Raw genomic sequence first — 14,834 nt, forward strand, 5'->3', positions numbered from 1 at the left:
TTCAAATAATTTCAAATAATTTCAAATAATTTCAGATAATTTCAGATAATTTCAGATAATTTCAGATAATTTCAGATAATTTCAGATAATTTCAGATAATTTCAAATAATTTCAGATAATTTCAAATAATTTCAAATAATTTCAGATAATTTCAGATAATTTCAGATAATTTCAAATAATTTCAGATTGTCTACAATATATAATCCATAATGTGTTATTTAAAATATAGCTTATACTAAAATTTCGAAAAAGTTTTTCAGGTATCAAGTTTCCTGTGGAAAAACGTTTAAGATTGCTTTAGTTTTCCCTCCAGTTTAGGCCTCGCAATCGTTAACTTTTTAAAGCTAACATTCCGGTAAGGCCCGTTGTCCCGGATTTATTTTTTGTCCGCTTCCTCTAAGATGTTTTCCCCATAATTTTCGGACTTTTTTTATAGCTTATATGACTTTTTTACAGCTTATATATATGATTCAATGGTACATAATAATAACGGCATTTACTTTTTTTGTAGAGAACATAAACTTGCATGAAGTCAATCGCATTCACTTTAAATCTCCAGTTAGCTTGTTTATGGTATAGCTCATGGTAAAAAACTTACGAAAATCACGAAGGAAATTTTTCAGGACCCCTCTATTTCCACTGGAAATTTTTGCTGAGAATGAAAAAGGTTCAATCGTCTGAAATAAGTATTAGAAAGAAGTGCAGAAAAGCAGTATACTTTAGAAAACAGACTTATACAGTTTAAAAAAATCTAAATTATATTTGTAATGCTTTCTATTTCTCTCACAGGAAATTTTTCAGACCCCTTTATTTCCACTGGAACGCACTTCATAAGCTTTTACCTTGCAAAGCATGGTTTAAGGAGGAAATCAGAAGCAAAAGCCAAATCAGAAACCGAAAAAGGGAGAGTGATTAAAGCATAATTACTCTGCTTCGATTCCCGATACTCAGTTCGATTTCTTCATTCAAGCCATACTTCGCATATGCATTAATGATCTGGATTTCAGAGTCAATATCAAGATCTTCGATCACATAAGCCTGCTCTCCCCAGAGAGTTAGCCTTATGCTGCCGGTTTCGTCTTTTAACTGGAGATTTGCAACCACGTTCTCGGTTCCATCCTCTCTTTCAAACTCTCGGAGTTCTCCTATTTCGGAAACCTTACCCTGGACCGAATAGCTTTCTCCAGGGATAATATCAGCGATGTCCGTAAACTTTTCTCTGTATTCAATTTCCTTTTCACTCTTCTGGATTATTCCCCGGTTTCCGAGATTGAGTTCCACCTGCTGGTTGAAGGCATTTTCCCGAGAATAAGCATGAAGTACTTCTATAGTCTCGTCAAAATCGACTTCATCCAGAAAGCTTGTTTTTTCATCCCATAGAGTCAGCCTGATTTTTCCAGTGGAATCGCCAAGAAGAAGATTTCCGACTCTTCCGGTAGACCCGTCTTTTTTCTCAAAAGTCCGGATTTCCCCTATATCGAGTATTCTACCGGAAACGTTAATATTGTTCATATCAGCCTTTATATCCTCAATTGGGGTGAATTTCTCTTCGTACTCGACTTTTTTCTCACTCTTCTTTATTATACTTCGGTTTCCCACCTGCAACTCAACTTTCTGGGTAAAGGCATTCTCCCGCGCATAAGCATTGACCAGCTCCACAGTGTCTCCGTATTCTATCTGGTTCAGAAACTCGGTCCTATCGTCCCAGAGGGTCACTCTGACTGTGCCTGTACTGTCTCCAAGAAGAAGGTTTCCTACTTTTCCGCTGGTACCGTCTTTTCGCTGGAAGGTCCTTACATCTGAAATTTCCAGGACTTTTCCTGTCAAATTCAGGTCTCCCATGCCGTCTTTTATATCCTTTATTTTCTGATTGTTGGCAGCTACATCGATTTCTTCTTCACTCTCGGCCAGGACTCCATTATTTCCCACATTGACTTCCACTCCTGAGTATCCCTGCTTCGCATAGCCGCTGATCTGGAGGGTTTGCCCTGCTATGATTTTTCCAGCTTTTATGAGGTCTGCCATGTTGTCCCAGAGCGTTAGCCGAATCTTGCCGGTTTCATCTCCAACAATTATATTTCCGACTCTACCTATTGTCCCGTCGTTTCGGGTAAATTCTTTGGTCTCAAAAACCGACACAACCTTTGCAACAAAGTTAATTTGTCCGCTCTCAGCTGTAATGTTTTCAATCTTTACACTGTCCCGGCCTACATCCGAAAATCCAAGTTCGTTGGCAACCAGCATGGCAGCCATAGGTTCATCGCAAAGCCCTCCCATGCTTTCGACCTTTTCCTGTACACGTTGCAGGAAGTCCTCTTTACTGATAACATGGCTAAGTTTTTCATAGATTGATTCAATATCTGTCATATTATCCCCTTAATATATGATTTCTATTTTCAGTGTCTATTATTTGCCTCAATTCTGTGGCAATAATTGTTAGTGACTATTAGTGACAGTTGATGCTTTGAATTCGGTTTAGCATTATGGCATAAAATTCAAAAACTGTTAAGAGACAAGTAGATTACAGGCTAGTAAATTACAAATTTACACGTTTACAAACCTGAGCACATTAACTTTTTAATTACATCTTTTAATGAGTGATAAGAACGGTCATAATCACATACCTTCTAAAGTCTCTTTTATTCTTTTTGATTTTAAGTTTGAACACGCGGCTGTCGAAGTACTTTATATATTGTGCTACGATATGCAAGCCGTCTTACTAAAGATTACCGTGTGCCAGATGAAAGTATTTCTCAACAAAGCGGAATCAATATTAATAAACTATGCCCGTTTAATAAATTATGCCTATGCTTATCTATTATGCTTACCTATTCTATCTCCCGCGGGCTTTCGTGCTAAAGATATCCTGAAATCAAAGCTTGACATTCACTATTTTTCTTTGAATGTTCCCTTAAATACCGTACTGAAGAACTCAGAGGTTTCCTGTTCTGCAAAATTCCAGGAAATAAATTGGGACAGAGGATAGCTGAGAGACATAAAATTTTGGCTCTGCAACTTTGTCAAAATAGAACTTAAAACAAAACCTTATTTATAGTAAAGTTTCATTATGTACGTGATACCATGATTCGAAAATGCACTGAGCACGGCTATTTTAGAGGAGGCAGCTGTCTGCAGTGTAAACGCCCTGGAAGATACCTGCTGGACGATAATAAGGAAGAAAAGCTTGGCAGGTTTGTATCTGGCACTCTCCGGCATTTCCCAGAATCTGTAGGAGTTAAAATGGACAGATTCGGTTGGGTTAATATCAACGATTTCTGTGACGTTATGAGAAAGCGATACAACTGGATGAGGAAGGAATACCTGTACGCACTTGTAGAATCTGATGAAAAAGGAAGGTATGAGATCCGCGATTCGAGAATCAGGGCACGTTACGGGCACTCTGTCAATATTGATCTGGATTACAGGGAAAGCGATTCTTCATATCTGTATTATGGGGCAAGCCCTGAAGAAGTTGATGTTTTGCTGGAGAACGGAATTTTTCCAATAAAGCAAAGATATGTACATCTCAGCACTTCGTATGAAAAGGCAGTAGAAGTGGCCCTTATTCATACTGAAAGCCCTGTAATCCTTCAAATCGATGCCTTTAAAGCTCAGGAGGATGGGATCTCTCTCAAACTTGCAACTGATGACATCGTACTTGCGGAAAAGATACCTCGTGAATACCTTTTTGTCGTTGAAGATTGATTTAGGGCTGATTTCAAAAGAATAACTTAAAAGACTGATTGTTAAATTTCTAGCAAGTTATTTGTGGTACTTTTCCTGTTTCTTTTCTTTCCTTTTTTCTTCCCTTTTCTATTTCCTTTTACTCCCGATTTCCTTTTCTCTCTCAATTCACGGACACTTCCAAAAGGCCTTCTTTTTTTTCTATCCTGAATTTGACGTCCAGAAACTGTTCAGTAACCCAGATATTTGTCGTAGTATGAAGAGAGAGTTCACGGACAGTGTAAGAACTATTTCCTGCAAGAGCCATGTAAGGTATTAGCTGGTCTGCCAAATGTGTGTCCACCGCGGCTCCTGATCTAAGTTCAGAAATAATTTCGTCTGCGGCATGTTTGCCTACTTTTTCCGCGTGAAGTCCTTTTTCCCCAAGTGCACTCCCACCTATGTAGCCTGTCCAGAGGGTTATCCCGCTTCCAGTGGAAAAAGCTTCAAAGGATTGAGTTTCAATTTGAGAGGGATATCCGGCTTCCATTAGTCTCGTATTGGCAGCTTCAGCCTGACGTAAGGGTACATGAGCCGGAAGATTCGAAGCGTGAGAGATTCCATTGATTTCTTCCTCTTCTTTTATAAAATGAAATCCTCGCAGCCTGCATGGTTTAAAATAAGCTGAAACTTTTCCTCCTCCTTTCGGGTAGTAACCATGTTCTTTCAGAGTTATGCTGCCTGAATATCCAAGTTTCTCCAGAGCCCTGAAGGTTATATGTTGCAGGTAGTCTGTTGTTGGAGACCAGGCCACGTCAGTTCCCCCTTTTATAGTGAGCTTGATTTTTTCTTTTGCAAAAGGCAGGGCAGGCATAATACACTGGAGGAGTAGGGTTATGCTTCCTGCAGTCCCGATATCAATATCATACTTACCCCCCTTTATTTCCACTGGAACAAAAGAAATTTCAGTAGAGCCTGGAAAAAGTCCAGATATCTGAGCTTTACAAATCCTGGCTGCAGTTTCCAGTGCCTTTAAATGCTGCTGTTTCAGGCCTGGACTTGGCCTATTTTTTCTGATATTAGTAATCCTTATCCCTTTTCCGGTAACTGCGGAAAGAGCAACAGCCGTTCTGACCAACTGCCCTCCCCCTTCACCATAAGAGCCTTCGATCTCTAACATTTGCTTCCCACACATTTTCCTGATTTCGTCTTATGTTATCCTGCTGCTTTCCATTTTCTTTGCTTGTATTTTCTTTGCTTGTATTTTCTTTGCTTGTATTTTCTTTGCTTCCATTTACTTTGCTTGTATTTGCTTTTCTTTCTTTTCCTTTATATTTCGGATTGCAGCTTTTACAGCTGGTCTGAGAGGATCCACAAGCATAGAGACCGGTGGCGCATAGCAAGTCTCCAGGTCAAGAAGGTCTCTAATAGTAGCTTTTTTTCGGATTGCTAGGGAAAAGGCATCGATCCTTTCCTTTATCCCCTCTCCTCCGATAAGCTGCGCCCCCACCAGAATATCGTCTTTGAACAGGAGTTTAATGTACAGGTCTTTACGGCCCGGATAATAGGAAGCTCTTGTACGTCCCCTTGAAAATCCTGTGTTTATCTTTATTCCATGGCTTTCAGCCTCTTTTGAGGTAATGCCGACTCCGCCAAATTGTAATTCTCCTGCCACAGCTACCCAGGGATTGGCAAGTGGCCCGAGAGGAGTATATTTTCCTGTGATATTATTGCCGATTATGTCGGCCATATGTCGGGCTGTCGTGCCCAGATGGCTTAATTTTGCTTCCCCTGTTATAAGATCTATTATTTCCACACATTCCCCGCCTGCATATACATAGGGAAGAAATTTTTCTCTTGCCTTAACCTGGAGCATTTCATTTACTATTATTCCTCCTGCTTTCCCAATTTTGATACCGGCCTCCAGAGCAAGGGATACCTCAGGTCTAACTCCACTTGCAAGAAGTATAAGATCTGCAGGAAGCTGCCTATCCCATACATATAGTGTTTTTTCTTTCCAGAAATTTTCAGGATAAGCAGCAAGTTTTCCGGAGATGACCTCAATCCCAAGACTTTCAAGATGTTCTCTTATGATTTCGGAAATGTCAGGGTCCAGTTGTTTGGAAAGCAGGTTTTTACTCCGGTTTATGAGGAAGGTTTTAATTCCCCTTTTTGAAAGTGCTGCTGCGCACTCTATTCCTATTGTTCCTGCGCCTATTATGCAAACTCTCTCAACAGTTTCCAGGGCTTTTTCAAAAAGCACTCCATCATCAAGATTCCTCAGAGTAAAAATACCATAAGGGAGAACATTTGTGTTGCCTGTAAAAGGTATAAAGGGAAGGCTACCTGTGGCGATAACGAGTTTGTCAAAAGGATAAGTCTCTTCTCCTGTCCGAACAACTTTTAAATCCAGGTCTATTGAGCTGACATATTCGTTTAGCTTGACATCTATTCGATTTCTTTTGAAAAAATCTCTGGGTTTCACTATTAATTTTTCAAAGCTCTCAATTTCCCGTCCCAGAACAAAAGGGATTCCGCAGTGGCTGTAAGCGGTATGGGAATCTCTTGAAATTACAGTAATCTCAAAATCGCTTTGTCTTCGAATTTTGGTAGCAACGGCCATGCCACAGGCCCCCCCTCCTATAATGACTACTTTTATGGGATCTTTTTTTTCGAGGTTCTGTGTGGATACTGTTCCCTGAAATTTTTCATCAGCTTTGGCTGTTTTCTGGATTTCATCTACAGCGCTTTTTGTGTCAAAATCGCTTCCCATACTCTCAGTAATTGTGTTTTACGCCTATTATAACTATTTAAGTGTTCGAAAAGCTTTCAGGTTAACGAGTAGGGAATTCTCAGAGCGATTTATCAAGGCTATTTGATCAGATATTTTTTGAAAGACAAATTACTTGAAAATCTACTTGGAATAGTCAGAAAAAAGCACGAAAAGGACTTATAGTGTTCAGAGAGGCTGAACGAGCGAGTTTGGGAGTGGGGGGTTAGTACATAAAAAAGTTTCTATGTCTCGCCCGTTCAATTTTTTACAAGTCTTTTTTTTTATATATACTTTTCTAAATTTTCGACTCTATTATTTTTTAAAATTTTCTATATTTCTTATGACCTGTTCTGAAAGACTTCTTCTGGAGTTGTTTTGAAAGTCTCTTATCTTCAAGACGTCAGAAATGAAAAATGACTTTGATTTGATAAAATTCTTTAAATAACCACAAAGTTCTTAAATCCTGCCGGCATTAAATACATGAATTTAAAACATATGACGCACAGGGTTCCTCATTTGCCGAGACTCCTTTAAAGGCGGGAGGGAACTGTTTTGTCAGATCATATCATTGATTAACAAGTTCACCTATTCACCATTGCTAAATTCGTAAAGATAATCCAATGTAACTAATCCATATGCAAATATAATAAAACTTCAGATTTACTACATTATCACTCAGGGTTAAAATACTGTTCAACATAAAACTGGAATTATATCTTATCACCCATGAAGTAAAAGTCAAAAAGTGCTCTCGATTAAACCTGATACACATTTCACTTACTGCTTACCATTTATCACTACAGAGCCCATAAACCACGGGATAGGGCGTCTGGCACATATCGGCTTCATGTCCGGATTACCCGTTTTTAAGGGTATTTCTTGAAAATCTCAGTTATCAGGCTAATTGAAATACGAACACTTTTTTTGGCTTTTGGCGCTGAAGTTTATCTCAGGGTCATAATAAAAACTTATGTTAGGAAATGGGCTTTCGAGCAGATATTGGAAAGTCTCAGGAACAACGCAGGTATTATTGTCTGCTCATTTGAAAGTTAAGAGACTCTAGATCTAAGAGAGCCTTAAGCTAGGTTAACTCAGGTCTGGAACTTTAACAGGTTCTCATAAGGTAAGAGCTTCCACTCGATAATGTAAATTTATGGCACTCTACCGGATAAGGTCTTCTGGCATAAGTATAATGTAAACTCAGGCAGGTTCGGAATTATCTTTCCGGCTACAGTTCTAGTTAATTTTTAAATCTGCCCCTTCAAGGGTGTTTTATCCCTGATCCGTAATATCTGATTTTTTACTGTTTTTGCATTGTCCAGGGCTTTACGAGTTTTCGGAGTCTAGAGAATAGTTTATGTTATCAGAAAACTCGATGGATTTAATTCCAAAATGCAATTAATTGCAACGGTTTAAAATGAAATTCTTAGTGAATTTAATTTAATAAAACTATCACGATAAATCATTCACAATATATGAGGAGAATTCACATGCAAAATACAGATACTACAAAATACATCATTCATTCTAAGATTAATGCGGATGGGGTAATTGAACGTCCTGATATCGTAGGTGCGATTTTTGGGCAAACTGAGGGATTACTCGGGGCTGATCTTGATCTTCGTGACCTGCAAAAAACTGGCAGGATTGGCAGGATCGAGGTAATGGTTACGGCTAAAGGAGGAAAGACCAAAGGAAATATCTTTGTTCCCTCAAGCCTTGATAAGGTCGAAACCTCAATTCTTGCCGCGTCGCTTGAGACTATTGACAGAGTCGGGCCATGCAGTGCTAAAATCGAGGTTTTCCAGGTAGAAGACGTAAGAGCTGTAAAGCGAAAGAAGATTATTGAAAGGGCAAAACTCATTTTTACCAAAATGTTTGATGAGACCGTTCCCGAATCCCAGGAGCTGGCCGACGAAGTCCGACAGTCCGTAAGAGTTGATGAACTCACTTACTACGGAAAGTCCAGAATCCCCTGTGGGCCTAATGTACTTAACTCAGATGCCATCATTATTCTCGAGGGAAGAGCTGACATTCTGAACCTTCTCCGCTATGGTATAAAGAATACCATATGCGTAGGGGGAACAAACATTCCTCCGGAAGTTGCAGAGCTTACTAAAAAGAAAACAGTAACAGCGTTTACTGATGGAGACCGTGGAGGGGAGCTCATAATACGTGAGCTACTGCAGGTGGCAGACATCGACTATGTTGCCCGTGCTCCCGATGGAAAATGTGTAGAGGACCTTGTCCAGAAAGAAGTTATACGGGCTCTTCGTCGGAAAGTTCCTGTAGAGCAGATCATCGAGAAATACGGAATCCAGGAGAGGGAGGAAGAAGGTGCCAGAGTGGAGAGAGGCTCCAAAAGAAAGATAAGAGCACCTGAGATTGCTCCCAGGATTACTGAAAAGAAGCTGCATAAGCGTGTTAAAGTTCACAGGGTCTCTTCAAAGCCAGATCTTTATGGGGAGGAATTTTCGGAGGAAAAAACGAAAGGAAAAGAATCTATAAAAGCTTTTGAAAAGGTTTCTGAAAAAACTGCTGAGAAAGTCTCGGAAATGGTTCCTGCGACTGCAGCAAAAGTCAAAACGAGATCTATCGTCACAAAACCTCATATTTCATCAAGGACAGTTCCTGTTGCCGCTAGAGTTCCCAGAGAAAAGCCTGTAGAAAAGGTTCATGCAGCTGTCAAAGTTCCTGGAGGTGAGGCGGTCAGAGTCTCTCCTGCTCCGGTAAAGACGGTCACGGTTTCTCCTGAAGCCACCAGGTTCAGACCTCATGTCGAAGCTCTGAAAGGAACTTTAACGGCCAGAATTCTTGACTCCCATGATAAGGTCATAGAGGAGATTGCGGTGCGGGACCTTGCGAGCAGGTTGAAAACCTATAAAGAAAACATCCAGAGCGTAGTTTTTGATGGCGTAATTACTCAAAGGCTAGTTGATATTGCCTCAAGTAATGCAATTAAGAACCTTATAGGTGTAAAGATAGGAAATATAGCTAAGGTTCCTGCTGATATGGAAGTTTTGACCGCAAGCATGCTTTGAGAGATCTTTACTTCTCTTAATATTCATTCTTTTTTACTCCCTTTTCTTAATTTCCATTCCTTTTAGCTCTCTTTTCTTAATCTTCACTTTTCTCTATTTCCTTTTTCTCTCTCCCCTCTTTCCTCTTCCCTCTTTCTTTTTCCTTCTCTCCTCTTCCCTCTTTCTTTTTTCCTTCTCTCCTCTTCCCTCTTTCTTTTTCCCTCTCTCCTCTTCTCCACCCCTTTAATTTTCCGTTTCTTCTGTCCTAATGCTTAATCTTCTTCTATTTCTTACCCACTGAGTTTCCAATTTCTTTTTCCAGCTTCTCTTTCATTTTTTCACGTTTTTACTCTCTTTTTTGTTTCTTTTCTTAATTCAAGGGCAGTGTACTGTTTTTATTTTTTAAAACTGGGTTTTTTACACGAGGTATTGATTTTCATGCTCTCGTTTTTGTAAAAATGACATTTCTACACTTTTTATAATTGTTCTAAAGTTTAACTCCTTTTGGACTATCATCTTTAATCTTTATATATAGGATTCACAGGATTACTATTATTTGGCATTATTTCACACCGCAGTGCTAAATTTCACACTTTCTCCCATAATCCTTCATTATTTATCATATACATTATATAGAAAAGTTTATCATATAAAACTAGGAAGTTCATTTCCTCGGATAATTCTTTTATCCGATTTAAGATGATATTAAATTGATCTTGTAAAATTGTAGGTCTGTTCGCTATGCACAAGGAAGAGCTAATACAACTACACACGTATATGGCCCAGATGAAGAGATATTTTGAAAGGCACGGGGTAACGCACGAATTCGATGATTACAAGGCTTTATCCATAAGCCCTGTACACATTCACCGGAGCAAGGCGGATCACAAGCGCGCAATTTTTATTTTAGGAGGCGAGCTTGCAACTCTCATGTCCCGGGACGACCCTATCTTTGAGGAAACACCAGCTCATATGAGGGATTCACTGAATTCCGTCATCAAGCTCATGGGTAATAACTGATAGGGCTCTTGAAGGTGACAAAGAATTCGTTATCTGAAATTATAGATTCCAGATACTTTTGCTTTGAAATTAGGAGACGATAAGGGTGAAGATGCATTTTCATCACCATCCCGTCCTCTCCATCTGAGTAATATTTTTTTTCGGTCCAGCAGGGTACAAATCCTATGGACCTATATAATTTTTGTGCCCTTTTGTTACTATTTCTTACTTCGAGCCTTGCGTATCGAAGTCCGTTTGCAACAAATATGTCACAGATAGCGTGAATTAGTGATGTACCTATTCTTCTTCCCCGATATTCTTCTTTGACACCGACAGAAAAAATGTGCCCTTCGTTTTCTCCAGAACGGTAGCCTACTACATACCCCACGACTTTTCCATCCTGCTCTGCAACAAGGAAACCATCTCCAACGGTTTCGTAAAAGCTCATATATAAAAGGGAGTTGTGCTCCGAAAAGGCCTCACTTTCAATTTCAACTACTTCTTGAAAGTCCTCAGGTGCAAAACGCCTTATCATAATATCTAATATATTCCTGCCATTTTATTATTTCTTCGAGAGGAATAATTTCTTCTAAATTCCTCACGAAGTTTTTCTGAAGTCATTTTGAAGTCCTACAGTCCAGATTTTATGAACTTATTTCAGTATAGCTGATTTTTCATAGACTTGATTTTCATAGACCTGATTTTCATAGAACTTGTTTTCGTAGACTTGATTTTCATAGAACCGATTTTCATAGAACTTGTTCTCGTAGAACTTATTTCAATAGAACTTATTTAGAGTCCACATGCGAGCTCAGAGTTTCTTGATATGCCTGACATCCACTGCAACTCCTCTACTGGATTTTACCATTTCCTCTCCGCTCATCATGGCTCGCCCTACACAGAGCGCTTTTTTCCCGAGCACAATTACCTCATCATTAGGTCTTATTCCCGGATCAGCCTCAGTAACTCCTGGGGCAAGGATGGAACCTCGTGGGAGAAAATCATCAATTTTTACTAAGTATTTCTCACTTTTTAGCATCCTTTCAGCCCCTTCGAGAGAAAGAGCAAGCATTCCGTATTGAGGAACCAGGGTTGCGAGTTGTTTTTTTCCGGAAAAGAGCTGATACTTAGGGAATCGGCCTTTGACTGCAAGCTTTCCGGTTTCTTCAGAGAAAAGAAATGCAGCACTTTCTCCGAACTGATATTCTGCAATAGCTCTCACGAAATTCTTTTTGTTTTCTTCTGCATTCAGGCTCTTCCTGCTGAAACTTTCGGATGTGTAGATAGACTCAACGGTCTTCTTGAGGTTTGAAAGAGCTTCCATAGACACAAGGCTTCCTGTGGCAGTATAGGTTATTTCAATCCCAAGATTACCTGCCGCTCGTTCACAGATTTCCCTGTATGCCCCTTCTACATGGGCAATTATGGCCTTGTAACTGTGTTTTGAGAGATAAGCCTCGAGGCAGCCGGAAACCCAGGCTTTTTCTTCTTCGTCCCAGTGTCCTGTAACCGCAGTGTCATAATGGGCTGCTGGATATGTCAATTCCAGTTCTCTGGGCACTATTCCAAGAGGTGAGGTTAAAATCACTTCATGGACGAATTTCCGATATTTTCCTAAGGCCAGAATAAATTTCTGATGGGATTGGGAAGTTGAGTAAGGTTTTCTGGCCGCGCATGGCAAAAGCACGAGGACCTCAAGGTCCGGAGGTGTATACCTTTCCTGTATGCGCTGTGCAAACCTCACCACTTCGACTCGAGATAGAGCCTCCGAGGTATCTGCAAGCAACTGGTTTTGCCGGAAAGCAGGAACTCTTTCTTCAAGATAGGAATACTCAAAATCTCCAAGTCTTAACAGGGCTGTGAGCCAGGGCCTGACCCTGCACTGGCCTTCAACATATTCTCTCAATGTTCCTGCCCTTATCCTTTCCCGCACAAGGGAAAGTTCGGATTCGAGAGCATTCTTATTGTGAGCTGAAAGGAATTTTGCTCTCTCGATCTTCGGAAGCTTCCTGAGTTCTTCAGGTGTACTTTCAGCACATACCCTGCACCTGCAGGGAAACTCTGTCAGGGAGTCAAGATAAAAGTTGCCTGCTGCTGTCAGGTAGATATCAGAATAAGCTGCAATTTCTGCTCTGGTATCGTCCAGGACATCAACTCCGAGGTAGACTAGCATAGCTATATTTTCAGGAAGCGCGAGGTTTGGGGCATAAAGAGCTGTATCAGGGGAAATCTGGTTTCTAAACTCTATTATGATCTCGAGAAATCTTCGTGCATTGTTTTCCAGGGTACCTGCCCCTTCCATTACATACAGGTCGGTTTTCTCAGGCTTTCCTCCTATTTTCAGGAGAGAACCTGTAGGGCCTGCATCTTCAACGTTTTCGCCTTTAAGATCAGTAAATTTTTGGACTTTCCCAAGGGACTCAGCCGGAATGGAAGGAGGATAAGCTTGATGCGGCAGGATTATAAGAGTTCCTTTTCCCGCTTTTTCCCAGATTTGCTTTACGTGTGTTTCGAGCTCTGCATCGGATTTAACACCCCAGAAACTTCCTGCGTCAACAACAGAGCCGGGGTTTTCAAGCTTTCCAAGTTCTGCCGCATTCAAAATGCAGGGCGTATGAAGCTCGGGAGACAGCAGAAGTTTTCCTATCCTTGCTGCTCCGTCTCTTTGTTCTATCTCAAAGTACCGTGTCATGTTTGTCCTCTTATGTCTATCAGGATGTAAAGGTTTGTCCTGCACTTTTTCCTGAGAGTTTCTTTTATTCCTTGTTTTTCTGAAGCTGAAAGGTTCTCAGCTTTACGGTTTATTCCATGCTAACTCTTCAGAAGGAAAATAGTATTCTTCAGAAAGAGAATGATATTCTTCAGAAGAAAGGAGGATGGTATATTTTTATATATTATTAATCTTGATTATCTGCTGCAACTCATCTTTCATTTGTCTGTCATTGTCTGTCTCAAGCCGTGACAGAAATTCTATTTTTCACATTTGAACTCCAATTTGAGGTCTAGAATGGATATAACTGCAGAACTTCAAAAAATCGTTAGTGGGCGACTCTCAGTCTCGCCTTCTGAACTTTATTGTTATTCTTCTGACGCATCCCAGGTCAAGGGAATGCCTGATTACGTAGTACGCCCGAAAAGCACAGACGAAGTAAGCCGGATTGTCAGGCTTGCCTATGAGAACGAGATCCCTGTGACTGCAAGGGGAGCAGGCACCGGACTTGCAGGCGGTGCAGTTCCTGTTAAAGGGGGCATTGTGCTGGATATGTCGGGCATGAATCGGATTCTTGAAATCGATATTAATAATATTCAGGTCCAGGTAGAACCCGGGGTTATTCAGGATGCTTTAAATGAAGCGCTAAAGCCGTATGGTTTTTTCTTTCCTCCGAATCCTGGCAGTTCAGCCATGTGTACTATCGGGGGTATGATAGCTTACAACGCAAGTGGAATGCGCTGTGTTAAGTACGGTACTACCAGACACTATGTTCGCGACCTTGAAGTGGTGCTTGCGGACGGGACAGTTATTCATACCGGTTCGAAGATGTTGAAATCCGCAGCAGGATATGACTTGACCCAGCTTATTGTGGGTTCGGAAGGCACACTCGGCATTGTTACAAAAGCCAGGCTTAAGATTGCTCCCCTTCCTAAAACTCGAAAACTGGTAATTGCTTCTTTTGAAAACGCGGAAATTGCAGGGCAAGCAGTCGTAAAAACCTTCTCACACGGTGTCATTCCCTCAGCTTGTGAGATTCTTGATAGGGTTTCCCTGCAGGTTCTCAAACGTTACGACCCGAACCTTGTGCTTCCTTCAGAAGGCGATGTGATTCTTTTTGAGGTTGACGGAACTGAAAGCTCGGCACGTGAAGCTGCAGAACAGATCATGAAAGTCTGTACTCCCCTGGCTCTCTCTATGAGGCTTGCGGAAAGTGAAAAGGAAATGGCAGATATCTGGGCAGCCAGAAAACTCGTAGGGGCTGCGGTTTCTCGCCTGGACCCGACAAAGAGCCGCATCTATGTAGGAGAAGATGTGGGAGTTCCCATAAAGCGAATCCCTGAACTGCTAAAACGAGCACAGGAAATCGCTGAGAAATTCAACCTGCCGGCTATGAAATACGGGCATATAGGAGACGGAAACCTGCACTTTGCACTTTTCATTGATGTCCTGAATAAAGATGAATGGGACCGCCTGAATAAAGCTGCGGATCTTATTCACAGGACAGCGATTGAGCTTGGAGGCACAGTTAGCTCTGAACATGGAATAGGCGCGGCCAGAGCCAAATACATGAAAGCCCAATGGGGCCCTGCTCTTGAGGTAATGCGTGCGATCAAAAATGTCCTTGACCCGAAAGGTATACTGAATCCGGGCAAACTGGGGTTGTGAG

General features: G+C 40.9%; 10 protein-coding genes. 4 read left to right on the forward strand and 6 right to left on the reverse strand.

Annotation, left to right across the window (positions count from 1 at the left end):
• Window positions 1-912: 912 nt before the first annotated feature.
• The gene (locus MSBRM_RS00185; RefSeq protein ID WP_048116316.1) at window positions 913-2,367 is read right to left on the reverse strand and encodes an OB-fold nucleic acid binding domain-containing protein; all 1,455 of its coding nucleotides are present in this window, start codon (window positions 2,365-2,367) and stop codon (window positions 913-915) included.
• A 714-nt stretch (window positions 2,368-3,081) separates the two neighbouring features.
• Between MSBRM_RS00185 and MSBRM_RS00195 the strand changes: the two genes are divergently transcribed.
• The gene (locus MSBRM_RS00195; RefSeq protein ID WP_048116320.1) at window positions 3,082-3,705 is read left to right on the forward strand and encodes an RNA 2'-phosphotransferase; all 624 of its coding nucleotides are present in this window, start codon (window positions 3,082-3,084) and stop codon (window positions 3,703-3,705) included.
• 142 nt (window positions 3,706-3,847) lie between these two features.
• Here MSBRM_RS00195 and rtcA read toward each other — a convergent pair whose 3' ends face one another.
• Together rtcA and MSBRM_RS00205 are read right to left on the reverse strand one after the other, a co-directional pair.
• Window positions 3,848-4,843, reverse strand: coding sequence for an RNA 3'-terminal phosphate cyclase (gene rtcA, locus MSBRM_RS00200; protein ID WP_048154014.1), 996 nt, complete (start codon window positions 4,841-4,843; stop codon window positions 3,848-3,850).
• A gap of 114 nt (window positions 4,844-4,957) precedes the next feature.
• Complete coding sequence (locus tag MSBRM_RS00205; RefSeq protein WP_048154017.1) at window positions 4,958-6,436, reverse strand: NAD(P)/FAD-dependent oxidoreductase; 1,479 nt, start codon at window positions 6,434-6,436, stop codon at window positions 4,958-4,960.
• Between the two features lie 1,490 nt (window positions 6,437-7,926).
• Here MSBRM_RS00205 and dnaG point away from each other — a divergent pair.
• Entirely contained in the window at window positions 7,927-9,477 is a 1,551-nt protein-coding gene (gene dnaG / locus MSBRM_RS00210; protein ID WP_048116324.1) for a DNA primase DnaG, read from the forward strand.
• Window positions 9,478-9,560: 83 nt separating this feature from the next.
• Here the strand turns inward: dnaG and MSBRM_RS21585 are convergent, their stop codons facing one another.
• Entirely contained in the window at window positions 9,561-9,695 is a 135-nt protein-coding gene (locus MSBRM_RS21585; protein ID WP_255361901.1) for a hypothetical protein, read from the reverse strand.
• Between the two features lie 502 nt (window positions 9,696-10,197).
• Here MSBRM_RS21585 and MSBRM_RS00215 point away from each other — a divergent pair.
• Window positions 10,198-10,476, forward strand: a complete 279-nt coding sequence (locus MSBRM_RS00215; protein WP_011305979.1) for a UPF0058 family protein — start codon at window positions 10,198-10,200, stop codon at window positions 10,474-10,476.
• Here MSBRM_RS00215 and rimI read toward each other — a convergent pair.
• Both rimI and arcS read right to left on the reverse strand, forming a co-directional pair.
• Window positions 10,460-10,990 (reverse strand): ribosomal protein S18-alanine N-acetyltransferase, encoded by a 531-nt coding sequence (gene rimI / locus MSBRM_RS00220; RefSeq protein WP_048116326.1) that lies wholly within the window; start codon window positions 10,988-10,990, stop codon window positions 10,460-10,462. The two genes, MSBRM_RS00215 and rimI, sit on opposite strands and share 17 nt — an antisense overlap.
• A gap of 276 nt (window positions 10,991-11,266) precedes the next feature.
• Window positions 11,267-13,147, reverse strand: a complete 1,881-nt coding sequence (gene arcS, locus MSBRM_RS00225) for an archaeosine synthase subunit alpha (RefSeq protein WP_048154020.1) — start codon at window positions 13,145-13,147, stop codon at window positions 11,267-11,269.
• Between the two features lie 315 nt (window positions 13,148-13,462).
• On the opposite strand from arcS, the gene MSBRM_RS00230 reads away from it, so the two are divergent.
• Window positions 13,463-14,833, forward strand: coding sequence for an FAD-binding oxidoreductase (locus MSBRM_RS00230; protein ID WP_048116328.1), 1,371 nt, complete (start codon window positions 13,463-13,465; stop codon window positions 14,831-14,833).
• Window position 14,834: the final 1 nt, after the last annotated feature.

Source organism: Methanosarcina barkeri MS, from assembly GCF_000970025.1.
GTDB classification, from domain to species: domain Archaea; phylum Halobacteriota; class Methanosarcinia; order Methanosarcinales; family Methanosarcinaceae; genus Methanosarcina; species Methanosarcina barkeri.